Below are 23,591 nucleotides of genomic sequence, written 5' to 3'. Positions count from 1 at the left end.
GAGAGAGGGAGCAAGGCGAGATGAACTGGGCTTTTACCGCAATCGGCTTCGTCGTGGGCGGGATTGCCGCATTGATCGGGGATTTCTCCGCCGTCAACGGCGCCGTGCTCGGCGCAGCGATCGGGTTCTGTCTCGATCACACGCTGCAACAGCGCAAGCGCAAGGGCAAAGGCGCGGCACCCGACACGTCCGCGATGCAGGCGCCGCCCGCCCAGCCGCCGGTTCCGCTCGCCGATCGCGTCGCGCGGCTCGAAGCCACCGTCGAGACGCTGACACGTGAAGTCGCGTCGCTGCGCGGCCAGTTGGCCGGCGCGAAGGCCGGCTCGATCTCGACCGCGGCGACGGCGCACACGCCCGCCGGCACCGCATCGGTGTCCGCGGCCCCGTCCGCGATCTCATCCGCCCCCGTCCCGCCTTCGGCCACGCTGCCGCCGCGCCCGCCTGCCCAGCCCGCCGCCGCGCGCGCGGACGCACCGGCGTCGCTATCGGCACCGGCTCCTGCGCCAGCCCCGGCGCCGGTTCGCACCGCCGCGCCGGTACCGGTACCGGCCGCGCTCCACGCGAGTGAAACGCCTGCCGCTCCGGCCCCCGCACCGTCGGTTCCCCTCACGCCGCCCAAACCGCGCGAACCCGACATCGTCGAGCGTGCATTCCGCGCCGCGCGCGACTGGCTGCTCGGCGGCAACACGGTCGTGCGCGTCGGGATCGTCGTGCTGTTCTTCGGGGTCGCGTTCCTGCTCAAGTACGCGGCCGACAACAACATGCTGCCGATCGAATTCCGCCTCGCGGGCACCGCGCTCGCCGCGGCCGCGCTGCTCGCGATCGGCTGGCGCGTGCGTGCGCGCCGCGCGGCGTACGGGCTCGTGCTGCAGGGCGGCGGCGTCGGCATCCTGTACCTGACGATCTTCGCCGCGACCAAGCTTTACGCGCTGCTGCCCGTCGGCGCCGCGTTTCCGCTGATGGTCGCGGTATGCGCGCTGAGCGCGTTCCTCGCGGTGCGGCAGAACGCGCTGCCGCTCGCGTTCATGGGCACCGCGGGCGGCTTTCTCGCACCGGTGCTGCTGTCGACCGGGCACGGCAACCACGTCGCGCTGTTCAGCTACTACGCACTGCTGAACGCGGGCATCTTCGCGATCGCGTGGTTCAAGGCCTGGCGTCCGCTCAACCTGCTCGGCTTCGCGTTCACGTTCACGATCGGCTCCGCGTGGGGCGTGACGGCCTATCGCCCCGCGCTGTTCGCGAGCACCGAGCCGTTCCTGATCCTGTTCTTCCTGATGTATGTCGGCATCGCATTGCTGTATGCGGTGAAGCGCGAGCTCGCGCTGCGGCACTACGTCGACGGCACGCTCGTGTTCGGCACGCCGATCGTCGCGACCGCACTGCAGGCGTCGCTCGTGAAGGACATGCCGTTCGGGCTCGCGTGGAGCGCCGTCGCGCTGTCGGCGTTCTACGTCGTCGTCACCGCATGGCTCGCGCGGCGCCGCGACCGCCTCGCGCTGCTGTTCGAATCCACGCTCGCGCTCGCGGTGATCTTCGCGACGCTGGCCGTGCCGCTCGCATTCTCCGGCCCGACGACCAGCGCCGCGTGGGCGATCGAAGGCGCGGCCGTCGTCTGGCTCGGCGTGCGCGAGAAGCGCATGCTGCGGTTCGGCTTCGGGCTGCTGATGCAGCTCGCCGCGGCCGGCGCGTTCTTCACGAGCCTGCTCGGGCCGGCCGATGCCACCGCGCTGCCCGTGCTCAACAGCCCATACATCGCGATGCTGCTGATCGCGCTCGCCGGCCTGTTCACCGGCTGGTGGCTGCACGGGCGCGCGGAAGCGCGCGCGTGGCATGCGTGGATGCCCGAGATCGGCGCCGCGGCAGCCGCGTGGGGACTGCTGTGGTGGGTCAGCGGCGGGCTGCACGAGATCCTCGTCTACGCGAGCCGTCACGTCGACCTGCATGCCGACCGCTTCGTCGTCGATTCGACCGCGCTGTTCGCGGCCGGCACCGCATGGCTCGCGCATGTCGCGCGCCGCCGGCTGGCGTGGCCGCTCGCCGAATGGCCCGCGCTCGCGCTGACGCCCGTGCTGGCACTGCTCGCGCTGCGTGCGTTCGATGCGCATGAAGCGCCGCTGTCGGGGATGGGCGCGTTCGCGTGGCCTGTCGCCGTCGGCGCCGGCCTCGCACTGCTGTGGCGCCAGGCGCGCGGCACGGCAAGCGCCGATCCCGCAAATGGCACGACGCCCGGCACCGCGCCCGGCCTCGCGCAAGCCGTCGCCGCAGGCATCATCGCGCCGCTGCATACGCTGACGTTCTGGACCCTGTGCGGGCTGCTGTCGCTCGAAGGTTTCTGGCGCCTGCGCGCGTTCGTGCCTGAAGGCGCATGGAGCTGGAGCGCGTGGGCCTACGGCTTCGGTGTACTGCTCCTGCTGGTGTCGGGCCCCGGCTCGCGCCTGCGCTGGCCCGTCGCGGCGTTCCCGCGTGCTTACCAGGTGTGGGGTGCGGCACCGCTCGCCGCGCTGCTGTGGCTGTGGAGCATCGCCAGCGTGATCAGCGACGGCAACGCGGCGCCGCTCTTCTGGCTCCCGCTGCTCAACCCGCTCGACATCGCGCAGTGCCTGGTGTTCGTCGCGTTCACCGTGTGGCTGCGCCGCCTGCGCACGCTCGGCATCGCATGGCATCCGCGCATCGTCGACTACGCCGCGATCGCCACGGTGTTCCTGTGGTTCAACGCGCTGATGCTGCGCACGCTGCATCACCGCTTCCACATGACCTACGACATCGACACCGTGCTGTCGTCGTTCGGCATCCAGCAGGTGTTCATGGTCGGCTGGAGCCTGTTCGCGTTCGCCGGGATGTGGCTGACGCACCGCGACGGCATCGCCCGCGTGTGCGCGCTCGCGTCGCTGCCGCTCATCGTCGTGATGTGGGTGTGGACCTTCTACGCGAACTTCACGCAGGACGGCGGAAGCTGGGCGCGCGTGCCGCTCTTCAACCCGCTCGACCTCGTGCTCGCGGTCGTCTATGCGCTTGCCGCGTCGTGGTTCGTGCGCGCACGCAAGCTCGGCTGGTCGTTCGGCAACCATCGCGTCGAGCTGCTGAGCGCGGCCGGGGCGACCGCGTTCCTGTGGCTGAACGCGATCCTGCTGCGCACGCTGCATCATTGGGCCGGCGTGCCGTACGAACTCGGCGCGATGGCGGAATCGACGCTCGTGCAGGCTTCCGTGTCCGTGTACTGGACGCTCTGTGCGCTCGCGATCACGATCTGGGCCACGCGCCGCGGGCTGCGACCGCTGTGGTTCGTCGGCGCCGCATTGCTCGCGCTCACGGTCGTCAAGCTGTTCCTGTTCGACCTGTCGCACGTGACCGGCATCGAGCGGATCGTGTCGTTCATCGGCATCGGCGTGCTGCTGCTGTTGATCGGCTATTTCTCGCCGCTGCCGCCGAAAGCCGCCGCGCAACAGGACGGCCTGCAATGAAACGACTCGCCGCGCTGCTCGGGCTGAGCCTGCTCGCGTCGTTCGCGGCGGCCGACGGCCCGCCCGCGCAGCGCTTCTCGCTCGACCTCGACGGCACCGCCGCGTATTACCAGCTCACCGTGCCGCAGCCTGTTTATGCGGCGAGCCGGCGCGACGATCTCGGCGACGTGCGCATCTTCAACGGCGCGGGCGAGCCGGTGCCGTATTCGCTCGACGCGCCCGCGGCCGCCGCGCCCGCCGTACCGCCGGTGCGCACGCCGGTGCACTGGTTCCCGCTGCCGCCCGCCCGCGCCGACAACGGCAGCGCGCCGCTCGGCGTGACGGTCGGCCCGGACGGCGCGCTGCGCGCGGGCGTCGCCGCACCGGCGCGCGCAAAGCACGGCGCGGATCTCGTCGACCTGTCGCATGCGGACGGCGACATCGACGCGCTGCTCGTACACGTGGGCGACGACAGCTACCAGGGGCGTGTCGCCGTCGAAGCCAGCGACGACCTGCGTAGCTGGCGCTCGCTCGGCAGCACGCAGTTGCTGAAAGTCGGCCACGGCGACGACATGCTCGTGCAGGAACGCATCGCACTCGAAGGCGCGGCACCGCGCTACCTGCGGCTCGACTGGCTCGACGGCGCGCCCGCGATCGCGTCGATCGACGTCGAGACGCATGCGCGCGATGCGCGCGGAACCGACACCGCGTCCGTGCCGCGCCAATGGCGCGACGCCGTGCGCGTGCGGGCCGGCGGCACGCCCGGCGAGTACCTGTTCGACACCGACGGCGCGTATCCGGTCGACCGCGTGCGCATCGACCTGCCGCAACCGAATACCGTCGCGCGCGCGACGCTGCAGAGCCGCGCGGACGCGCAGGCGCCGTGGCGCGACGTCGCGGGCGCCGTGCTGTTCCGGCTGCAGGGCAAGGCCGGCGAGCAGCGCAATCCGCCGCTCGAGTTCGCGGCGAATACGGATCGCACGTGGCGGATCGTCGTCGACATGCGCAACGGCGGATTCGGCAGCGGCCAGCCGGCCGTCGTGATCGGCTGGCATCCGGCCGCGCTGACTTTCGTGGCGCGCGGCGCACCGCCGTTTACGCTCGGCGTCGGCGATGCGTCGCTCGTATCGTCGGCCGTCGGCCGTGACGCGCTGCTGGTCGGCATGGCCCCCGAAGTGCGGCCCGCGCGCGTCGGCGCGGCGTTGCCGGTATCGGCGGGCACGCCGGCGCCGGCCGCCGACACGGACGCACCGCGCCGCTACGTGCTGTGGGGCGCGCTGGTCGTCGCGGTCGGCGTGCTCGGCACGATCGCGTGGCGCCTCGCGAAAGGCGGCGGCGAGTCGAGCGGCCGCGACGAGTGATGCGGTGCGGCCGAGTCGGGCTTCGATCGCCGCGCAGCCAGTGTGCGCCGGCGCACGCGGGTTGATGCAGGTGCGGCCCGCCGCCGAACGCGATCTCGTCGCGCAGGTGAAGAACCTGTCCGATCCGGCCACCGACGTGCGGATCGGCGCGGCCATCTCATGAAGGTGCGCGTCAGGGCATAAAAAGCGCGTAAACGTCCGCTTCGCCGCAGCGCGGCGGGGGTGTCTCGAGGGCCGTACACGAGCGGGAGCGCCACACTCCGCTCATTCGGCGTTTACGCGGCAAAACAGGAGCAGGAACCGGAGCACGGCGTTCAGCCGAAGGTGTAGCGCCCGTGCTGACGCGGGCGCCACGGCGACGAGCGGCTACTCGCGGCACCGGCCGCGCGTCGCGCCGCCCAGCCTGGGCCACGCCGCACGTACCGATCGCGCCGGACCAGCGCGGCCACGCGCGACGGCAACGCATGAGCAACACGCCGCACGGCCGCCATGCGCGCGGCCATTCGCGACGCCGGCGACGCCGGCACCACCCGGCGCGCGACATGCGCGACGGGCCGCTTGCAGAGGATCGCGCTGTCGTAGCGCTTGCCGTCGAAGCGCATCACGTCGACGACGTCGAAACCCTGCGAGCCGTAGAACGCGAGCAGGTGCGAAGCAGGATGCGGCGTATCGAGCGCGAGCAGCGTGTAGCCGCGCAACGCGGCCCACCGCTCGGCGAACGACAGCAGCAACGCGCCGATCCCGCGGCTCTGGCAATCCGGGTCCACCGCCACCTGCCGCACGCTCGCGACGCCTTCGCGCCGGTACAGCGGGCAGGCCGACGACGGATCGGTCGCATACAGCGTGGCCGTGCCGATCACGCGCCCGCCGCACACGGCGACGTAGCACTCGCCCGCTTCCGCGCGACGCCGCGTGACGGCCTCGTCCTGGTCGACACACGTACAGTTGAGCCCCATCGCGCCGAGCCGCGCGAACGCGCGATGCAGCATCGGCGTGAGTTGCGCATAGCTGTCGAAGGCCGGATCGAAACGCCGCACGATCACCCGGTCGGCGCACGCGGAAGGCGGCGCGGCAGGCGTGTGTTCGGCGATCGCGTTCCAGGGTATCGACATTGCCTTGCTCCGTGGTTGGGATGCCCGAAGTCTATGAGCGCGCCGATGGCCCCCGCAAGAAAAAATGTCGTAAAAGTTTGGGGACGTGCGTGCGGGAGAAACGGTTGCGACGGTGCACGCCGCGGCGTCGCGTGCGTCATTGCGAACGCATGACGGTACACATATCGTTGCGCACGCAAGCAACGCATCGAGCGCGACGGCGTCGATCGCCGGCGCGCGCCGTTGACACATGCTGCAGCGCCATCCACACTCGCCGGATTCTCTTCGCTCCGGGCGCGCCCATGATCACCTGCTTCCTTCGCTACGTCGTCGATCCGTACAAGCTCGACCAGTTCGAAACCTACGGCAAGATGTGGATTCCGCTCGTCGAGCAGTTCGGCGGCACGCATCACGGCTACTTCCTGCCGTCCGAAGGGGCAAACAACATCGCGCTCGCGATGTTCTCGTTCCCGAGCCTCGCCGAATACGAGCGCTACCGCGAACGCTCGATGGACGATCCGGCCTGCCAGGCCGCGTTCCGCTACGCCGAGGAAACGCGCTGCATCGTCAGCTACGAGCGCAGCTTCTTCCGGCCGGTGTTCGAATAACGGGCCACGGCCCGGCGCATCGCGCCCCTTTTCCTGACCGGGACGAAAAAAAGCCCCGCCTGCATCCGCGCGGCGGGGCCAACCCATGTCAGTAGAGACATCATGGAGGAGACGGGCCAATCTTATCGACCGCGGCCGGCCAGCCCAACCAAGCATTTCTGCTATCGATCCGTGCGGCCGCGCACACGATTGCCCGTGCCTCCCGGCATATCGATAGAACGAAAAGTCGTTTTCAGAGTGGCGGCGGGGTCGTTACCATCTGGTTTTTAAGCCTGTGCTTAGCCGGGCAAGCCATCCCCAAGGAGCGCCCCTTGACTGCATTCGATCAACACCGCCGCCCGTTCGTCGTCGGCATTGGCGGTACCACCCGGGCAGCGTCGTCGACCGAACGCGCGCTGTCGTTCGCGTTGCGCGGCGCGCAGGCAGCCGGCGCACGCACGCGCCTGTTCGACGGCCCGTTCCTGCATACGCTGCCGCACTACGCCCCCGAACACAAAACGCTGACCGACGCGCAGCGCGAACTGATCGACGCCGTGCGCCAGGCCGACGCGATCATCATCGCGACGCCCGGCTATCACGGCGGCGTCTCCGGCCTCGTGAAGAACGCGCTCGATACGCTCGAGGAACTGCGTGCGGACGATCGGCCCTATCTCGACGGACGCGCGGTCGGCCTGATCGTCACCGCGTACGGCTGGCAGGCGGCGGGCACCGTGCTGACGTCGCTGCGTTCGATCGTGCATGCACTGCGCGGCTGGCCGACGCCGTTCGGCGCGACCGTGAACACGCTCGAAACGCGCTTCGACAGCGCCGACAGCTGCTCGGACCCGAAGGTCGTCGCCCAGCTCGAGACGGTCGGCACGCAAGCGGCCGAGTTCGCGCTCGCGTTCGCGTCGCATCGCGCGGCCTCGCATGCGGCATCGGTCGATGCGCTCGCGCCTGTGCTGAAGATCGCCAACCAGTAATTTCCCCGCCTTCCACCGCCCGCGCCCGGACGATCCCGTTCGCCGGCGCGGGCGGTGCGCATTCGGACGCACGGCCGCGCGCCGTGCACGTCGACGCTGCTCCCCGGTTGCCCTTTCCCCGTGCCCCACCGCCGATAACGATTCGGCCCGCCGCGTGATTTGCATTGGCCGAAAGATTGGTTCACGCGGCCGGCGGGTTTTCGTACGCTGAACATCCGAACTCTCTCCGCGCACGCCATGAACCGTACGATCCGCTACAAGGGCTACGAAGTCGCCCCCGCTGCCGCCCGGTTGCCGAACGGGCTGTTCGCCGCCAACCTGACGATCGCGAAGGCAAGCAGCGGCCCGTCGCCGCGCTCCGTGTCGTTCGACGCGATCGATTTCTTCTTCGAGGAAGAACACGCGCTTGCCTACGCGTCCCGCTGGGGCCGCCTCTGGGTCGACACGCACGCGTGACGCACGCCTGGCCGGCTATCGTTTGTCAATAAAGTTGAGCGGTGTACATGAATAAAATCAATGGCTTGCAAAAAACTTTGCCATGATTGCTCGCTTCATTTTGCCATACAAGGTGAGCAAAAGCCGCTGAATTGACAAGAAATACGAGCACTCGCTAATAGGCTTGATTCTTCCCAAGATGGGGCGGTCTATCGATCGATTTTCGTCAAGATAGGCCGAGCACTATAGCGGAAGTGGCCTCCCACGCCACCTCCGCTCACAACTCTAGTCGGCGGGACTAGCATTGACCGGAACCATCATCAAATCCGTCAAGGCTTCCGCCACTTGTCCGGCTTCCCGGCACTCGTAGTACGCACCCGCTCCACCAGCACAGGGCCGCTCGGGTTGAGTTCGCGTGCACGTTCAATCGCTTCGCGTTGCGTCGTGGCAGTTGCACTTGCCCGTTGCGAATTCGGACGACGAACTGCGTAATCGCCTTCATCGAGGCGACGCTCAACAAAGATCTTGTTGGTCATTGGTCTACTCCGTAGCTGATTGAAGTTGCTTACCGGTCAGGAAGCGCAAGCAAGTTGTCGGTCCAGCGCCCATCGGCGACCGTTTGCACATACTTGGTCCTCCCGTTGTTGTTGACGTGTACCCATGCTCCTTGTCGTTGAGGGTTGCGATCCGGGCACCAGACGGAATTGTTCCCCTGACGCTCGATGTACGAGACCATTTGATCGCGAGTGAAAACCCCGCTTTCACCGACAGCTCGATCGCCGTCCCACACTTGCCACCACAGATGCGTGATGTGTTCGTGGCCTGCACCGCCGCCCATCCGTTTCGCTACGCACTTCAAAGTCCTTGCCATGGTTGGCACCTCTTCAAAAATTGAGGAACGCGCCAACAAAATGTTCGGAGTAGGCGCACAAAAAATATAGGCGCCTCGAATTCACTTGTCAAGCATGAAAAGTGCGCCTACTCTGAACATCGGGTAGTCAAGAATGGGGGGCCCCTACCCATTCGCGTGACGCGTTCCCATCATCGGCCGCCAGCGAGCGTGCGATCTATACAGGAGAGTGAAGTGGCAACCCCCTTGGGCGAAAAGATTCGAGCCGAGCGCAAACGTTTGAAATTGACACTGGATGCGCTTGCCGAGAAGACAGAGTCAAGTAAGAGCTACATTTGGGAGTTAGAAAATCGCCCCGTAGTGCGCCCGTCTGCAGACAAGATCTCTAAGATTGCGGCGGTGTTGGGCGTGACAGTGGAATTCTTGCTGGACGATGAGAAGCAGGAAGCATCGCAATCGGATGTAGACGAGGCTTTTTTCAGGCGTATCGGTCGCCTTGATGCGACTAAACGTGCCCAGTTGGAAAAATTTCTCAAGGCGATAGACGACGATGAGTGAGCCGACGACGCCAGCCGCGTGGGGTATCCAGTTGTCGAAATTGTGGACGCAAAGTGGTCAATCTTTCCCGGTCGACGTACAGGTGCTCGCGCTTGAGGTAACCAAGGCCAAATTTTCGGACCCGGTTGGCGTCATCAAGCCTCACGGTGTTGCCGGCATCGACGGCATGCTCTCAAAGAGAAAAAGCAAGGGCGACTGGTGCATCTCATATGACGCGGCGGTAACCATCCCCGGACGTATCAATTTCACGCTGGGGCACGAACTGGGCCACTACTTTTTGCATCGAGCGATGCGCGATACCTTTACGTGTGGCCAACTCGAAACGATGGGCTACAACGAAGGGGAGTCGAAAAAGCAGGAATCGGAAGCCAACAAATTTGCGTCGTTCCTGCTCATGCCAGCGGACGATTTTCGGCAACAAATTTCCGGACAGCCGATTACGGTTGATCTGCTCGGCCACTGCGCTTCTCGGTACGACACATCGTTCACCGCCACCACATTGAAGTGGCTGGACATCACGGACGAAACAGCCATGCTCGTGGTTGCGCGGGATGATTTCATATGCTGGAGCTACCCCAGTGCCCGCGCATCGAAGTTGGGCTGCTACATGCCTCCAGGAGCACCCGTACCCTCCGCGTCAGTCGAGCGCTTGGCAGAAGCAAATGCCGCGAGAGACCGGATCGTTACGGTGCCCGCAGGCGTGTGGCACCCATCGTTCGAAGCAGAAGAGTCTCTGATCGTCTCCGACCAGTTCGACCTCGCCATCTTCTTGGTTCGATTTGTGTCGCCTGGACATATCGAACATGCCGAGGATGCGCCCTCTGACGCGGCCGACTTTCTGACTGAACGAGCGAAAGGATTGAACTGGACGCGCCAATAGCTTAGTGCGTGTTCTACCGTATCACCACAAATTACAAAGGAAACCGGAATGTTCGATCCAATGTTGCCGAATCGAGAGATGTTCATCCAGGACCCAGCCGGGTACAGCCTCTCCGGATGGAGCCGTTGGGCGATGCTGGCCGCAGCCCATGGTGCTGACGTCGATCCGACCAATGCTCCCAGCAGCGACGATCTAAAGAGTCCGATTTTGTGGCTGACTCAAGCCGAGGCGATGGCTCAGGCAGCGGTAACGCTCGTAAAACAGCAACCGAATTTCGACAACATGCCGACCGAACTGCGGGGAATTTGCGATTCTCAGTACTGCGCAGTCGCCCTCATGTTGGTTGGTTATAGCTTGGAAGTCTGCCTGAAAGCGATGATCATCCTCCGTGCAGGAGTTGCCGCGTACTCTGAAGCTGAGCGTGACCACAAGCATCACGAACTTCATCGTCTCGCGAATTTTATCGATGACCTCTCCCCCAAAGAACTAGCAACACTTGAACTTCTCACACACTTCGTATATTGGGCGGGCCGCTATCCCGATCCGGGCCAGAAGGGTATTGGCAAGCACGACAAGATATTCCAGATATCAGAAGAGAATCGGATTACTGCACACGATCTATTTGAAGTCGCAGCGAAGGTGATGTTTCATGTCAAGAAACTCGTCGGTGCTTGAAACTGCCCAGTTCAGACGAGCCCACTAATTTACGAGCGATGTACTCGAAGGGCAGGCGTGACAGTGTTCATCACAATCTTCTCAAGTATGCCGATACGTCAAACCTTTCCGAAGTCGGACAGGGTAACCGGCTTGAGTGCGGATACGCCGTATGAGGGACGCGAGATCGTGGGGTGGCCAATCGAGGTTTACAGCGGGGGGCGGTGTGTCGTTCGGGACAACACCCTGCAGGTCGAGGCCGGTACCTGACCACACCAACAAGCGGCCATCTCAAGTCACTCTTCTTGGCGTTAATGGCCAATCCTGAGACATCAGCTTACCGTCGCGATCTGCTGTACCGCTTCCTCAATGTACTGAAGATCCACATTGACGGAGAAGCGACAACCCTATTGGAGGCCGTGAACCTGTACCAGCGCGAAATGAGGCACACTGGGCGACCTATTAATCATCCAAAGCTCATTGGGACAACACTATTGGTTAAGGGTTTGGAATACGACCATGCAGTCATCCTCGATGCCGATGCGCTTGATGCAAAAGAACTTTATGTTGCGATGACTCGAGGATCGAGATCCCTCACTATCATTGGATCAGGAAGGTACTTGCCTGCGAGATAGATCCGACCAAGAGGCTCTAACTCACCGACTCAGCAAAAGGTAATCGGTGAACTATTGACCTTGCCACAGTCTCGAGTGGACCACTCTTATCAGACACCTCCGACAGCACAGATCCTGTGCACGCCCAATATAACCTTCTGTCGAATTTCCACGCCCCAGACTCTTAGGTTTAGAAAATTCCATCCCGATACTTCTCTTTATTGATCGGGCGAAAAATCGCTCATCTCTTTCCTTACGAACTCTGGGGCGCAAAGCAGGCATTTCAAACTTGTTCGCCAATTCAGTCGAGCGTGGCAAACAATAGATTGAGGCCTTCAGACAAAAGCGGATGCGCGATAATCGAGTCACGAACCGCTCGGTAGGATAGGCCTCCAAGCATCGCCATCTGGACGGCGGTCGTCACATCGCCAGCACCTGCACCGACCATCGTAAAACCGAGGATTCGATCAGTCTCAGGGTGAATCAGCGCCTTCATGAAACCGCGCGTGTTCCCGTTCGTACGGGCCCGAGGAACCGCCGCCATGGGCAGCTTCGCGACACGTACTAAGATCCCCTCGGCCCTGGCATCGGCCTCGTTCAGGCCGACACGACCCAGTTCCGGATCAATGAAGAGTGCATACGGGATCGTACGATTAGCAGTACTGACGGAACGCCCCTCGATGCCGGCCTTCAGCACCCGATAGTCATCAAACGACGCATGAGTGAACATCGGCGTACCCGCGATCTCGCCAATTGCCCATGTGCGCGGGGCTGTCGTCGCCAGCTTTTCGTCGACCTTGATGATCCCGCGCCCATCCACCTCCACACCCGCAAGGTCGAGACCAATTGCATCAGTCTGTGGCTTGCGACCGGTAGTGACTAGCAAGTGTGACCCCTCGACGACACGGCCATCAGCAAGCTCGATGGTAACTTGCTGGCCACTTGTCCCGCGAACGTTCGCAATTCGGGATTGGAGTTCGAGCTTGATTCCGTCCGCCTCGAGCGCTTGCTGGATTTCGCGGCTGACATCCTCGTCTTCTCGCATCGCGACACGCGGCGCATCGTGGATCAGCGTGACAGCGCTCCCGAGCCGACGAAAGGCCTGCGACATTTCCAGACCGATGTAACCGCCACCAATCACTACGATATGCTCAGGAAGTTCGTCGAGGCGGAGTGCTTCGACATGGGTCAGCGGCTGCGCGTCGCGCAAGCCGGGCACGTTCGGAATCTGAGCAACCGTACCCGTATTGATGTAAACGTTCTCGCCCTCGTAGATTGCTTCGCTTCCGTCTTCTGTGCGGACGCTGATCGTACGAGGTGCAATGAAGCGACCGGTGCCGGTGATCAGATCCAGACCAGACTTTTCGAAGGCCGCACGATTGATCTTTATCATGCCGTCGACGACACCGCGCACATTTTCGGACACGTTCGCCATATCGGCCATGATCGATGCATCACCGGCCGCTTCGCGCCATCCGTGAACCTGCCGAGCGTTTTGAATCAACGTTTTGCTTGGAATGCAGGCGACATTGATGCACGACCCGCCGATCATTCCGCGCTCGATGAGTGCTACGCGCCTCCCCTGGCGCGCCATATCCATCGCGAGAGTTTTCCCCCCCTTTCCGCCACCGAGAAATAGATATTCGTAGTGCTTTACGTCAGACATTATCAACTCCGAAAATTGCCCGTCCGATTGATCGTGTGCGACTCGAAGCAAGCACGAGCCCCCCCATCAACGAAATGACCTCATACATCGGTGTCCACGAAGAGGAACTCTCGCGCACTCACAAGTCGTGACGGTAAGTTATTTTGGATACCAGAATAAAATCACGAACTACAATTTCCTTTATCTGCATCCTTCGATACTCTATATCCAATCGCATGGTTGATATATCGTCGAAAGGAAGCAGCCAGTGTTTACGTTGGTTTCGCATCGTACATACCTAGGTATAAGCCCGCCAGCGATCGCTTCGATCCACCCCCGCAGCGCACAGGCCGGCCTCAGTCTAGTCGCTTCGATCATCGACCCATGTCTGGCGCGCAGTCGTTATTCGGCTTGTCGGGTCGTACTCGTCAGATACGTACAATCCGAGAATCGAAAAGGATGCGTCACGCTCATAACATAGCTGACGTCCTGCCGCCCATGTGATGGCACGACTCCGCGTCAAGCCCCACACATTCCACGCCTTGTACCCTTCGCTCCTGCATCCGTCGTTCCAACAGTACGGGAGTCCGACGCACAAATTGAGCCGTCAGCGATCGCCGGCGACTCGTCGACACATTCAAGTAAGCCATGCAGCACGCTGTGATTTCGACCATCAAGCCAACATTAATACACGGCAAGGATTGGAACGATGCCTGCGTTGCTGATGTGGTCGAAAGCGCCCTAAGGAAAATCGTACTAAGCAGCAAAGATCGCAAACCAATGTGCACCAAGATCCAGTAAAATCCACTAGCCTTACGATTGTTGCACGGTCTGGTTGCCGTCCTTAAGGACTCGAACGTCATGCCCTATTGTTCACCATGGCACATACTTTATTGGTGTGCTATCAGCCGACAGCGACGCTACCTTATGTATGGCCCAGCACATCCCCGCATGACAATCGCCCATCAGGCCCTCGATTCTCTGAACACGGATTCAGTCTGAGAATGTGGTGACAAGGATCACATACAGACATCCGTTCTCGATCGGATCACGAGGCACGCCGATACCGCGTTACCGAGTCTGTTGCAACAACTGACATACGACATCTTATTCGACCCTCGGGAGCACCACTTGGAATTGAACGCTACGGGAATATCCGATTCCTTGCCCGTGATTACCACGGTCGATGCAGCCAGAGCCGATCGCATTTTCAAGCGACTCGCGCTGCGAGTTCTGCCGATCTTTATGTTTGCGTATCTTGCGTCCTATATTGATCGCGTCAACGTAAGTTTCGCTAAACTTCAGCTTAGCCAGGACCTGGGATTTACCGATGCCGTTTTCGGTTTTGGTGCGGGCACATTCGCGTTGGGCTATGTACTATTTGAAGTTCCGAGCAACATGCTATTGCAGAAGGTCGGGGCAAAACGATGGCTGACACGCATTATATTGGCGTGGGCGATCGTCTCGGCTCTAACCACATTGATTGCCACACCAAAGCAGTTCTATGTCATGCGTTACCTCCTCGGAGTAACGGAGGCCGGCCTCGTTCCGGGTGTCGTATATTATATTTCTCAGTCGTTCCCGCGCTTCCACAGAGCACGAATTTTGTCCATATTCTATACGGCACTCCCAATGGCTGGCCTGATTGGATCCCCCATGAGTGGATTCATCATGGAATATCTCGATAGTCTTCTGAGCCTCGCCGGCTGGAAGTGGATGTTGATCATCGAGGCAATTCCAGCCTTCGTCGCCGCTATCATGTGCTGGAAATATCTGGAAGACGACGTCACCCAAGGAAACCACCGATCCGAATCAGATCGTAACTACCTTATTAGCGCGCTTGAAGAGGACAAGTCAATAGCCGCATCAATAAATCAGAACAATATCTTTTCAAGCAAGATTTTCTGGATTTTTGGAATTATTTATTTTCTCGATGTTTTTGGAATTTACGGCTACACACTCTGGGCGCCAACCATCATCAAATCGCTCGGTGTAGAGCGTAATTCCTTGATCGGGCTCCTCGCCGCGCTGCCCAATGCGGTTGCCGTTATCGTAATGATAATTGCCGGTCGGAAGGCCGATAGTCGCAGGGAGCGCAGGCTGCTCGTCGCCGCATTATTCCTGATGGCCGCCGCAGGTCTGACTCTCGCACTTGTCTGGCACGGCACGCTTTGGCTGAGCATTGCGGCGCTCTGTATTGCCAACGCGGGATTATTGTCCATCCCCCCAATATTCTGGGGTATGCCAACTGCCGTCCTCTCCCCCCGCAATGCCGCGAGCGGCATCGCGTGGATCAGCGCAATAGGCAATATAGGCGGCTTCTTCGGCCCCTATGTCGTGGGCTTATTGAAACAGTCCTCGGGCAGCTTCGTACCGGCGATCTATTGCATCATCGCATGCCTTCTATTCGGGCTAATTCTCACACTCTTATTACCGAAGCACTTGGTCAATCGCTAGGAAATAAGGCCCGCTCCGCAGGCGGGCTCAACTCCGAAACACCGCGCAACCGCGCTACGTTTCCACATTATCATCGCCTATGTGCATTTGAATCATGCCGCCTAGCGGCGTGAATGATCGACAAGCGATATCCGGCACGCGGCGTGTCGACTTAGTCGTCAGCGGGAGCAATACCCAGCAGTTTTGCCCCGAGCACTAACTCGGCCAGCGAGCGAACTTCCATCTTGCGCATCGCATTCCCGCGATGAATCTTGACGGTGATCTCGCTCAAATCCATTTCCGCAGCAATCTGTTTGTTCAATAACCCCCGCACGACGAAGCCCATGACTTCCCGCTCACGCGGGGTCAGCGATTCATAGCGACGTCTCACCTCCGCAACCCGTCCATCCGTCCTGCGACGAGCCTCGTGTTTCAGTAGCGCCCCCTCCACTGCGTCCAACATTTCCTGATCGCGAAACGGCTTCGAAAGAAAATCCAGCGCACCATTCTTCATCGCCTTGACCGACATGGCAACGTCACCATGCGCCGTGATAAAGATGATAGGCAACCCCATGTCGCCGGCAACGATCTGCTCCTGCAACACGAGCCCGCTCTGCCCCTTGAGCCGCACATCGAGAATAAGGCAACTGGATACGTCCGGCTTGTCGAAGGCGAGGAATTCTTGCGCCGAACTGAATAGCTCGACTCGCAGCCCAACAGACCGAAGCAACATGCCGAGCGCCGACCGCATGGAATCGTCGTCGTCGACAACATAAGCGATCGATTGCTTCACTACCTGTGGTGTCGCCTCACTCATGGACACCCCCACCGTTAATGGGCAAAACAAACCACATGGTCGCACCGTTATTCCCCCGGGATTCGGCCCAGATACGGCCACCATGCGCCTCGACAATCGATCGGCAAATCGACAGCCCCATTCCCATCCCCTCCTTTTTAGTTGTGAAAAATGGCGTGAACAACATACTCGCATCTGCTTCGCTAATGCCGTGCCCGGAATCCTCGATCGCAATGAGCGTCTTGTCGCCCTCGTATCGCTGAACTGAAACACTCAGCCTTCGCGTGCGATCCGTCACAACGGCCATCGCTTGAATTGCATTCATCAGCAGGTTGATGACGACTTGCTGAATTTGCACTCGATCGCCAGTAATCCAGAGCACCGACTGCGAAAACGACAGCGACACTTCGGCCTGGTGACTTTGCAGTTCTCGTCGCACCAGATCCACCGACTGTTCGATCACGGCAACGAGGTCGATTGACATCATATCCGGATCCCGCCGTTGCGCCATCGAGCGGATCTGATGAATGACCTGCGTCGCACGCCTCGCATCGTGAGTCATTTGCCCGAGCGCGTACTGAACCTCGGTGAAGTCGGGAGGCGAGCGCTTGATCCAACGCATGCCCGCCTCGCCCGCTGTCACGATTGCGGCAAGCGGCTGCGTGACCTCATGTGCGATCGATGCGGCAAGTTCACCAAGCATCGTCAGACGAGTCACGTGAGCAAGCTCCGCCCTAGAGCGCTCAAGAGCCTGCTCCGCGAGCCTGCGCTCTTCAATGTCCGTATTGACGCCGTACCATCGAACGATCTCGCCATTAGCGTCACGCATCGGTGCCGCGCCGATCATCATGCACCGATAGTCACCGTTGCCCAACCGCACACGCACGGTCACTTCAAAGCTACTTCCGGCGGAAATTCCTTGACGCCAAGCGGCTTCCAGCACGCCGATATCTTCGGCATGGATAATGTCGCGCCAGACGTCCTTGTCACTGGCAACCTTGACGCCGTAATCCGACCAACGACGGTTCAAATAAACGATGCGACCGTCGTTGGATGTACTCCAAACCATGCTCGGAATAGCATCGATCGTCGCGATCAACTCTTCCTTCTGCTGCCGCAATTCGGCTTCCAGGAATCTCGCTTGAGTGACATCGCTGTCAGTTGAAAGAACCGCAACGGGTTCGCCCGATTTATCTCTCGATATCGTCCAGCGACTGGAGATGATGATTCTCGCGCGGTTCTTGCAGGTTCGCGTGAACTCCCCCTGCCAGCTACCATCCTCTATGGCTCTGCTTAACAGATCGGCCGCCGGCAGTTGCGATTCCGTGGCAGTGAGTTCATGGAACGCCTTGCCCGCTGCTTCGGCTGCGCTCCAGCCGTAAAGACGCTCGGCACCGCGACTCCAAAAACTGATAAGACCGTCCAGTCCGCACACGACGACCGCATCGTGAGTAAGGTTGAGCAGATCGATCTGCTTCTGGAGGGTGAGTCGATTGCTCTGGTTGCGCAGCGCCAAAGCAGACACCGTTACGATGGCTAGCACGCTCAGCCCGCAACGCGCCAGGGAACTGATCGCCGTTTGATCGCTTTGTGCAAGCAGAAAACCCAGGACAGTCATGGAAACGCATGACCATGCCACTACAACGGTCACGGCCTGGGACGCGACCGACGCGACTAGTAGTATCACGACAACGTAAAGAACAGCCACCGCAACATCGATTGGCGTGAATGCATCGGCGATAAAGATACAAACGGCGAGGAGCGTAGCAATGAGGTAGACGACCCGCTGTCTTCTCTCCAAGACATCTTCCTCATTGTCGCTGAATTTCGCGGCCCCCATGTTCGCATCAGAGCGCGACGCAAATCCCGCACTTATGGTGCTGCTTTCGCTCCTGCGACGATCATCATCCATATGACCTTTTGCTTCAAAACGATATCCTGAGGATCAACTTCATGCACTCGGTGAGGCGATGTCGTCGAGGCGAAGTTCGATCTGAACCGGATCAACAGGTTTGCTGAAAACGCAAATCGCGCCAAGCTTCATCGCCTGCCTGTGAGTGGCTTCGGATGGAAACGATGTAATGAAAATGACAGGAGGAGCTACGCCTCTTTCAAGCAGCATCTCGTACATTTCCAACCCCGAGATACCGGGCATTTGCACGTCCGAAATGATACACGCAACGTCCGCGATTCGTTCTGCACTCAGGAACTCTTCCCCCGATTCGTAGGTTCTGACTTCCCACCCGAGCGAACGCACAAGACTGCCGGTTGCTCTACGAACTGATTGATCGTCGTCGATAATTGAAACTACTGATTGATTTGCCATAAGAGCAACGTTCCTTACCTCCATGCCTTAAGGATGGCGCAAATTCGGCGCCCAGCGTCGATGCCCCATGCGAATGGTAGTTCGCGGTCGAGATCACGGTAACTATACGTATGTATGAGCGCTACCCTCGGCGTTATCCGATGAAACGATGAGGCGGCGCAGAAGCCGCCGACGGCCGCCCGCAAGGCGGTCAGCCTCTCACGGCACACGAGATCAACACCCGTCACAATCCATCCGGCCTCAACGCTTGCCCATGTCCATCACATACGATGCACCAATGCGTCGTGGCCAACATGCCGAATGGGCAACGCACCCATATGGCTCATGCCGACAACCCTACGAAGGGGCGCATCAAATGATTCAGCCTGCGCCGATATCTGCACCCGCGAATCCTCCGCACCCTGCCACTGAAGTTGTTCCTGGATCCAATCAAGAAACGCCCTGACGGACATGGGAACATGCTTTCGATCGCTATAGAGAACCGAGATCGGCTGCGGCGGAGGAGAGTTCTCTTCGAGGATGCTTACCAGTCGACCGGCGGAAATTTCTTCTGATACCATTCGCTCGCAAACTTGAACGACTCCGACTCCGCCGACCGCATAACGAATCGCGGATCCGGCATCGTTTACAGAGATGCGCTCGGGGAACTTCAGACGCACCTCCTCTCCTCCGACCATGTATCGAAATTCGCGCGTCGGCCCGAAGCGTCGTGGCGTGTAATGAATTATCTCGTGATCTCGCAGCCCTTCCGGATCCCGCGGTATCCCATGCCGCGCGAGATACGAAGGGCTCGCAACCGTCAGCGCGTGAAAGCTACCGACGCGCCGACTGCGGAGAGACGAATCCGCGAGTTGGCCAACCACGACAGCGCAGTCGACGCCGTTGGCAATCAAACCGTCTGGATCGCCTCCGACGTTGATGCGCAGCGCCACCTCCGGGAATGCCGCCTTGAATTCCGGGACAAAAGGCAGAATCGCATGGGCCACTTCCTGGTCGACGTCCACAGTCAGGTGGCCGCGCGCAATCTTACCCGTCCCACTGAGCTGCTCCTTCATTTCGCAAATTTCGCTCAGTATCCTCTCACAATGCTCGAAATACTGACTGCCTTCTGCCGTCAATCGAATACAGCGAGTGGAGCGCTGCATTAATGTCACGCCGAGGTGGGCTTCCAGTTGGCGAACAAGGGTGCTGGCCGATCCAGCGCTCATACCCGCAATTTCAGCCGCCGCTGTAAAGCTGCCGACGCGCGCGATGTGAGTGAAGATCGACATTGCCTGCAGGATTCGGTCCATACTTTTCTCCTGGATTCGTGAGTGAAGAAACACGAATCCAGTCTATGGAACAGCGGCCGTTCACTCCATTACCTCGCGGGAGTCAATGTCACATACGATGGTGTTAAGTCATTAATTCATTGTCGCGCGAAAACGCCACCCGGCTTCGGTCCGACATCCGTCTGCCAACGTGACGTGTATCCGCACCACGTCACAACCCATCGCGAGACGCGAGACCTTGCCCCGGCGTGGAGTTTGACAAGGTAAGACGAGCGCAATGAGTGGTGGCGCGAACAATTGCGTGCAGCGAAATCTATCGAATACCTGCGTGGACGGCCGGACGACATCCTCGCGCGCTCACGACGTCGAAAACAGCCACAGCGGGTCTTCGCTCGCGATGCCCGCGGACAGCAAGTCCAGCCCGAATTTGAGGCTGTGCGTCAGGTGCCATTTCGCCGGGCAGCGGCTCCAGGTTCCTGCAACCAAATGAACCTGTGTTGAACTGAATACCTGCCAGGCGTGCAGCCGGGTTCGCTCCCGCGGACCCGGTCTCGAATACAACGATGTCGTTTTTGAACGACATCACTGGCAAAAGCAAACGTTGTTCAATTCCGAGTCTCGATGCCGATATTCAGATTGTTGGTTACCGACGTGACACCGACGACTTGGCGCGCACTCGCTTCTGCGAGCTGAATCTGAGCTTCCTCATCGACGTGGCCGATCAGCGTCACGATGCCGTGTCGAGCAAGCACGGTAATGTCTGACGACGCAAGGTGCGGCGTAGCCGACAGAGCGCGCCGCACCTTCTTGGCCAATAGGCGATCCGCTGCGCGCTGTTCTTTCCGAGGATTTGCCGCATGCGCAGTGCCCGTCACGACAGCCGGAACGTAGCCCGTATCCGGACCTCTCTCTGCAGATGCGTTGACGCAAAATGCCAGGCAAGTGATCGCGAGAATTGAGGTAAATGTATTTTTCATGCTGGTTCCCTAGTTTCAACAATGGATAGACAAATCAGCCTTCGAGCTTCCTAGTGCTTTCTCGCTGACCACGTGAATCATAAGATTCGTTGCTCACGATTTATATACGTCCACGTCGAAAACTCAATTCGTCAACAACCAAACCAGCGTCGAGGTCGATTGCCCCAAACCATCCTCTCTCACGGATATACGATGGTATATATCACACAATTCTTTAGGATATGTTCAACAGAACATTTGCACAATAGTCAATCACAATCCGTATTGGTACCTTGCCATATCCCAACATCTTGTCAGGCATGGGAATGAAAACCACAAAGACCGTATTCCGCATATACGAAATTTGGTTACTCATTGCACTCACGCTGTTCTTCTGCGTTGAATCTCTGCTCGACGCGATCTATATGCAGAATGAGAGTGAACTCGCTCCCATGATTGTCGCGCGCGCAATCTGGCTTGCGCTGATCATCGGCGCGTTTTCCAGGTATGTAGTTGCGATCCGAATCCTTGCATTCGCATGCGGAATCAGCGCCATTACCGTTGGTTTTTCACTGCCATGCTTGGCGACGTTCTCTCCCGTCCTCGCTGGCGTGCTGTGTGTTGGCGTGGTAATCAAAGCGTCCACCGGAATCTACATGCTGCATCAGATCAGTAATCCCGATTCGTTCGGTGCACAATCGCTCGACGCCCACAGAACACCACACTAACGAAGCACTGATTCGCCTAGCTTGATAGTCATCCTCGACGCAGCCGAGAGCGTTGTCGGAGATGTTTTACGGAACATGCCCACGACGACGAAACGGCAAGCCAATTTTTGCGCAAACGGAATACGTGTGACTCGGTGTCCGCGTTTCCTCGGGCGGGTGTAAAAACTCGATCCGTGGTCGAGATTGCTGACGGCAACCGAGCCGTACTACCCGAAATGGGGCTGCCGCCCGTTGATCAGCCTATAGAGAACGACTCGAATTCTACCGGCGTATAGGATGTTGCTGATGGCAACGGTCCGGCCGAACTGCTCAACGATATACGACGGGCTATTCGATATTCTCGGCCGTGATTGGGCCAACCTGCGGTCGACGTGATCACCCCACCCGGCTGCCGCGAATGGTAGAAGTCCCGCGGCCGCCATCGCCCCCCCGGAGAGTAGAAGCACTGTGCATCCCCGAATTCGCTCGCGGGCAACCGCGTGCGGACATGGCACACCGACTCGCATGAGACCGACGCCGCCTACGAAGCGGACATGCTGAATTGCGTACAGGATCTCGTCTTCCTGCAATCCATTAGCATTGCGTACGATTACTATGTCTCGTGACCGGCCCCGTCGATCTCGGTCAACGGGAATACCGATCACTTCAGGGCGCCTTACAGTGACTCAGCCATTCAGTGGTTGTTCGCCGTCTCCTTACGGAGTTTCGCCACGTCCGCCGCCTGCACGGCCGGCGCACCGTTGTTCCAGCCGGCGCGCATGAAGGTCAGCACGTCGGCGATCTGCTGGTCGTTCAGCTGGTTCGAGAACGCCGGCATCGGATACGCGGACGGCACGCCACCGATCACGAGCGTGTCGCTGCCGTTCAGCGTCACGTTGATCAGCGACGACGCATCGGCCTCGAGCACGTTCGGATTTCCGGCGAGCGGCGCGAGCAGCGGCGCATAACCGCGTCCGTCCACCCCGTGGCAATGCAGGCAGTAAGCGTTATACACCTTCGCGCCCGGATCGGCTGCCGGCCGGCCCAGCGCGACCTGCGTCGCCTTCGGATCGTAGCGGTACGGCGGCGCCCCCGTGCCGCCTGCCGCCGGCAGCGATTTCAGGTAACGGGAGATTGCCGCCAGATCGTCGTCCGTGAGTGCCTGCGTGCTGTGGTTGATCACGCTCACCATCGAACCGAACGCGGTCGCATGGCGGTTCGCGCCGGTCTTCAGGAACTGCGCGACCTCGGCCTCGTTCCAGCGGCCGAGCCCCGTGTTGGGCTCGCCGGTCAGGTTCGATGCGAACCAGTTGTCGATCGGCGCACCCGACAGGAACGCCGCGCCGCCTTCGTCGAGCGCCTTCTCCTGGAAGCCGACGCCGCGCGGCGTGTGGCACGACCCGCAGTGCCCGAGCCCCTGCACGAGGTACGCGCCGCGGTTCCACATCGCGTCCTTGGCCGGCTTGTCGGCGTAAGGCGTCGTGTCGAGGAACACCATGTTCCACAACGCGAGCGGCCAGCGCATGTTGAGCGGCCACGGGATGTCGGACGGCCGGTTCGCCTGCTTCACCGGTTCGACGCCGTGCATGAAGTACGCGTACAGCGCCTTGACGTCCTCGTCCTTCAGCTTCGCGTACGACGGATACGGCATCGCCGGATACAGGTTGTGACCGTCCTTCGCGACGCCCTTGCGCAGCGCGCCGGCGAACTCGGCTTCCGTATAGCCGCCGATGCCCGTTTCCGGATCGGGCGTGATGTTGGTCGTGTAGATCGCGCCCATCGGCGTGACCATCTTCAGGCCGCCGGCGAACGGCGTGCCGCGCGGCGCGGTGTGGCACGCGACGCAGTCGCCCGCTTTCGCGAGGTATGCGCCGCGAGCGACGAGCGCGCTGTCGGCCGGTGCCGTCTGCGCGGCCTGCGCGGCCGGGCCGGCCAGCATGGCGGACAGCGCGAGCAGCGATGCACGGAACGTATTCAGGGCGAGGTTTCGCATGATCGTCG

General features: G+C 60.8%; 21 protein-coding genes and 1 pseudogene. 12 read left to right on the top strand and 10 right to left on the bottom strand.

The annotated features are described in order from the left end of the window. Positions 1–20 precede the first annotated feature (20 nt). Genes PQB87_RS20295 through PQB87_RS20285 form a run of 3 tightly spaced genes read left to right on the top strand, consistent with a single transcriptional unit; the run spans position 21 to position 4,964 of the window. On the top strand, positions 21–3,461 hold the full coding sequence (locus PQB87_RS20295; RefSeq protein WP_489243588.1) for a DUF2339 domain-containing protein: 3,441 nt from the start codon (positions 21–23) through the stop codon (positions 3,459–3,461). Then, positions 3,458–4,801: a DUF3999 domain-containing protein gene (locus PQB87_RS20290; RefSeq protein WP_489243586.1), complete on the top strand. Its 1,344-nt coding sequence runs from the start codon at positions 3,458–3,460 to the stop codon at positions 4,799–4,801. The genes PQB87_RS20295 and PQB87_RS20290 overlap by 4 nt, the downstream gene beginning before the upstream one ends. Positions 4,802–4,805: 4 nt before the next feature. Continuing rightward, complete coding sequence (locus PQB87_RS20285; protein WP_489243584.1) at positions 4,806–4,964, top strand: lysozyme family protein; 159 nt, start codon at positions 4,806–4,808, stop codon at positions 4,962–4,964. A gap of 151 nt (positions 4,965–5,115) precedes the next feature. On the opposite strand, the gene PQB87_RS20280 is transcribed toward PQB87_RS20285, so the two are convergent. After that, entirely contained in the window at positions 5,116–5,913 is a 798-nt protein-coding gene (locus PQB87_RS20280) for a GNAT family N-acetyltransferase (RefSeq protein WP_489243582.1), read from the bottom strand. A gap of 281 nt (positions 5,914–6,194) precedes the next feature. On the opposite strand from PQB87_RS20280, the gene PQB87_RS20275 reads away from it, so the two are divergent. The 3 genes from PQB87_RS20275 to PQB87_RS20265 all read left to right on the top strand — a co-directional run bounded on the left by PQB87_RS20275 (position 6,195) and on the right by PQB87_RS20265 (position 7,918). Beyond that, positions 6,195–6,500: an NIPSNAP family protein gene (locus PQB87_RS20275; RefSeq protein WP_059622447.1), complete on the top strand. Its 306-nt coding sequence runs from the start codon at positions 6,195–6,197 to the stop codon at positions 6,498–6,500. A 311-nt stretch (positions 6,501–6,811) separates the two neighbouring features. Further along, positions 6,812–7,462, top strand: coding sequence for an NADPH-dependent FMN reductase (locus PQB87_RS20270; protein ID WP_027790596.1), 651 nt, complete (start codon positions 6,812–6,814; stop codon positions 7,460–7,462). 237 nt (positions 7,463–7,699) lie between these two features. Next, a complete protein-coding gene (locus tag PQB87_RS20265) occupies positions 7,700–7,918 on the top strand; it encodes a hypothetical protein (RefSeq protein WP_021157097.1) in 219 nt (72 codons plus the stop codon). Between the two features lie 308 nt (positions 7,919–8,226). On the opposite strand, the gene PQB87_RS20260 is transcribed toward PQB87_RS20265, so the two are convergent. Together PQB87_RS20260 and PQB87_RS20255 are read right to left on the bottom strand one after the other, a co-directional pair. Next, complete coding sequence (locus PQB87_RS20260; RefSeq protein WP_077179465.1) at positions 8,227–8,433, bottom strand: DUF2188 domain-containing protein; 207 nt, start codon at positions 8,431–8,433, stop codon at positions 8,227–8,229. A 29-nt stretch (positions 8,434–8,462) separates the two neighbouring features. Further along, positions 8,463–8,735: a DUF3892 domain-containing protein gene (locus PQB87_RS20255; RefSeq protein ID WP_226161399.1), complete on the bottom strand. Its 273-nt coding sequence runs from the start codon at positions 8,733–8,735 to the stop codon at positions 8,463–8,465. Positions 8,736–8,981: 246 nt separating this feature from the next. Between PQB87_RS20255 and PQB87_RS20250 the strand changes: the two genes are divergently transcribed. Genes PQB87_RS20250 through PQB87_RS20240 form a run of 3 tightly spaced genes read left to right on the top strand, consistent with a single transcriptional unit; the run spans position 8,982 to position 10,860 of the window. Beyond that, positions 8,982–9,305, top strand: coding sequence for a helix-turn-helix domain-containing protein (locus PQB87_RS20250; protein WP_011547009.1), 324 nt, complete (start codon positions 8,982–8,984; stop codon positions 9,303–9,305). Beyond that, positions 9,298–10,185, top strand: coding sequence for an ImmA/IrrE family metallo-endopeptidase (locus PQB87_RS20245; RefSeq protein WP_489243578.1), 888 nt, complete (start codon positions 9,298–9,300; stop codon positions 10,183–10,185). The genes PQB87_RS20250 and PQB87_RS20245 overlap by 8 nt, the downstream gene beginning before the upstream one ends. A gap of 48 nt (positions 10,186–10,233) precedes the next feature. After that, positions 10,234–10,860 carry a hypothetical protein gene (locus PQB87_RS20240; RefSeq protein WP_011547007.1) on the top strand — a complete coding sequence of 209 codons (627 nt, stop codon included), beginning with the start codon at positions 10,234–10,236 and terminating at the stop codon, positions 10,858–10,860. A gap of 894 nt (positions 10,861–11,754) precedes the next feature. Here PQB87_RS20240 and PQB87_RS20235 read toward each other — a convergent pair. After that, positions 11,755–13,119 (bottom strand): FAD-dependent oxidoreductase, encoded by a 1,365-nt coding sequence (locus PQB87_RS20235; protein WP_011694841.1) that lies wholly within the window; start codon positions 13,117–13,119, stop codon positions 11,755–11,757. 1,110 nt (positions 13,120–14,229) lie between these two features. Between PQB87_RS20235 and PQB87_RS20230 the strand changes: the two genes are divergently transcribed. Beyond that, positions 14,230–15,555 carry an MFS transporter gene (locus tag PQB87_RS20230; RefSeq protein WP_011547004.1) on the top strand — a complete coding sequence of 442 codons (1,326 nt, stop codon included), beginning with the start codon at positions 14,230–14,232 and terminating at the stop codon, positions 15,553–15,555. Between the two features lie 151 nt (positions 15,556–15,706). On the opposite strand, the gene PQB87_RS20225 is transcribed toward PQB87_RS20230, so the two are convergent. The 5 genes from PQB87_RS20225 to PQB87_RS20205 form a co-directional block, all read right to left on the bottom strand. Then, entirely contained in the window at positions 15,707–16,351 is a 645-nt protein-coding gene (locus tag PQB87_RS20225) for a response regulator transcription factor (protein ID WP_011547003.1), read from the bottom strand. Next, complete coding sequence (locus PQB87_RS20220; RefSeq protein ID WP_011547002.1) at positions 16,344–18,242, bottom strand: sensor histidine kinase; 1,899 nt, start codon at positions 18,240–18,242, stop codon at positions 16,344–16,346. The genes PQB87_RS20225 and PQB87_RS20220 overlap by 8 nt, the downstream gene beginning before the upstream one ends. Before the next feature lie 39 nt (positions 18,243–18,281). Continuing rightward, on the bottom strand, positions 18,282–18,656 hold the full coding sequence (locus tag PQB87_RS20215; protein ID WP_012339456.1) for a response regulator transcription factor: 375 nt from the start codon (positions 18,654–18,656) through the stop codon (positions 18,282–18,284). Between the two features lie 260 nt (positions 18,657–18,916). Next, positions 18,917–19,948 (bottom strand): LysR family transcriptional regulator, encoded by a 1,032-nt coding sequence (locus tag PQB87_RS20210; protein WP_489243573.1) that lies wholly within the window; start codon positions 19,946–19,948, stop codon positions 18,917–18,919. Positions 19,949–20,532: 584 nt separating this feature from the next. Beyond that, positions 20,533–20,904, bottom strand: a complete 372-nt coding sequence (locus PQB87_RS20205; RefSeq protein ID WP_011546999.1) for a BON domain-containing protein — start codon at positions 20,902–20,904, stop codon at positions 20,533–20,535. 305 nt (positions 20,905–21,209) lie between these two features. Between PQB87_RS20205 and PQB87_RS20200 the strand changes: the two genes are divergently transcribed. Then, positions 21,210–21,611: a hypothetical protein gene (locus tag PQB87_RS20200; RefSeq protein WP_489243571.1), complete on the top strand. Its 402-nt coding sequence runs from the start codon at positions 21,210–21,212 to the stop codon at positions 21,609–21,611. 75 nt (positions 21,612–21,686) lie between these two features. Continuing rightward, positions 21,687–21,845: pseudogene (locus PQB87_RS20195) on the top strand (IS5/IS1182 family transposase); the annotation flags it as partial. 439 nt (positions 21,846–22,284) lie between these two features. On the opposite strand, the gene PQB87_RS20190 reads toward PQB87_RS20195, so the two are convergent. Beyond that, positions 22,285–23,583 carry a c-type cytochrome gene (locus PQB87_RS20190; protein ID WP_011546997.1) on the bottom strand — a complete coding sequence of 433 codons (1,299 nt, stop codon included), beginning with the start codon at positions 23,581–23,583 and terminating at the stop codon, positions 22,285–22,287. Positions 23,584–23,591: the final 8 nt, after the last annotated feature.

This window comes from Burkholderia sp. KL41 (assembly GCF_057005415.2).
Note: the sequence above shows the minus strand (reverse complement) of the source record. Positions and strands in the feature narration are given on the sequence as shown.

Bases quoted from the DNA above. Each gene is read 5' to 3' on its own strand.
- PQB87_RS20245 (WP_489243578.1), top strand. From the start codon at position 9,298: ATGAGTGAGCCGACGACGCCAGCCGCGTGGGGTATCCAGTTGTCGAAA.
- PQB87_RS20290 (WP_489243586.1), top strand. From the start codon at position 3,458: ATGAAACGACTCGCCGCGCTGCTCGGGCTGAGCCTGCTCGCGTCGTTC.
- PQB87_RS20220 (WP_011547002.1), bottom strand. From the start codon at position 18,242: ATGGATGATGATCGTCGCAGGAGCGAAAGCAGCACCATAAGTGCGGGA.
- PQB87_RS20235 (WP_011694841.1), bottom strand. From the start codon at position 13,119: ATGTCTGACGTAAAGCACTACGAATATCTATTTCTCGGTGGCGGAAAG.
- PQB87_RS20260 (WP_077179465.1), bottom strand. From the start codon at position 8,433: ATGACCAACAAGATCTTTGTTGAGCGTCGCCTCGATGAAGGCGATTAC.
- PQB87_RS20295 (WP_489243588.1), top strand. From the start codon at position 21: ATGAACTGGGCTTTTACCGCAATCGGCTTCGTCGTGGGCGGGATTGCC.
- PQB87_RS20225 (WP_011547003.1), bottom strand. From the start codon at position 16,351: ATGAGTGAGGCGACACCACAGGTAGTGAAGCAATCGATCGCTTATGTT.
- PQB87_RS20215 (WP_012339456.1), bottom strand. From the start codon at position 18,656: ATGGCAAATCAATCAGTAGTTTCAATTATCGACGACGATCAATCAGTT.
- PQB87_RS20240 (WP_011547007.1), top strand. From the start codon at position 10,234: ATGTTCGATCCAATGTTGCCGAATCGAGAGATGTTCATCCAGGACCCA.
- PQB87_RS20205 (WP_011546999.1), bottom strand. From the start codon at position 20,904: ATGAAAAATACATTTACCTCAATTCTCGCGATCACTTGCCTGGCATTT.
- PQB87_RS20255 (WP_226161399.1), bottom strand. From the start codon at position 8,735: ATGGGCGGCGGTGCAGGCCACGAACACATCACGCATCTGTGGTGGCAA.
- PQB87_RS20275 (WP_059622447.1), top strand. From the start codon at position 6,195: ATGATCACCTGCTTCCTTCGCTACGTCGTCGATCCGTACAAGCTCGAC.
- PQB87_RS20210 (WP_489243573.1), bottom strand. From the start codon at position 19,948: ATGGACCGAATCCTGCAGGCAATGTCGATCTTCACTCACATCGCGCGC.
- PQB87_RS20190 (WP_011546997.1), bottom strand. From the start codon at position 23,583: ATGCGAAACCTCGCCCTGAATACGTTCCGTGCATCGCTGCTCGCGCTG.
- PQB87_RS20200 (WP_489243571.1), top strand. From the start codon at position 21,210: ATGAAAACCACAAAGACCGTATTCCGCATATACGAAATTTGGTTACTC.
- PQB87_RS20265 (WP_021157097.1), top strand. From the start codon at position 7,700: ATGAACCGTACGATCCGCTACAAGGGCTACGAAGTCGCCCCCGCTGCC.
- PQB87_RS20280 (WP_489243582.1), bottom strand. From the start codon at position 5,913: ATGTCGATACCCTGGAACGCGATCGCCGAACACACGCCTGCCGCGCCG.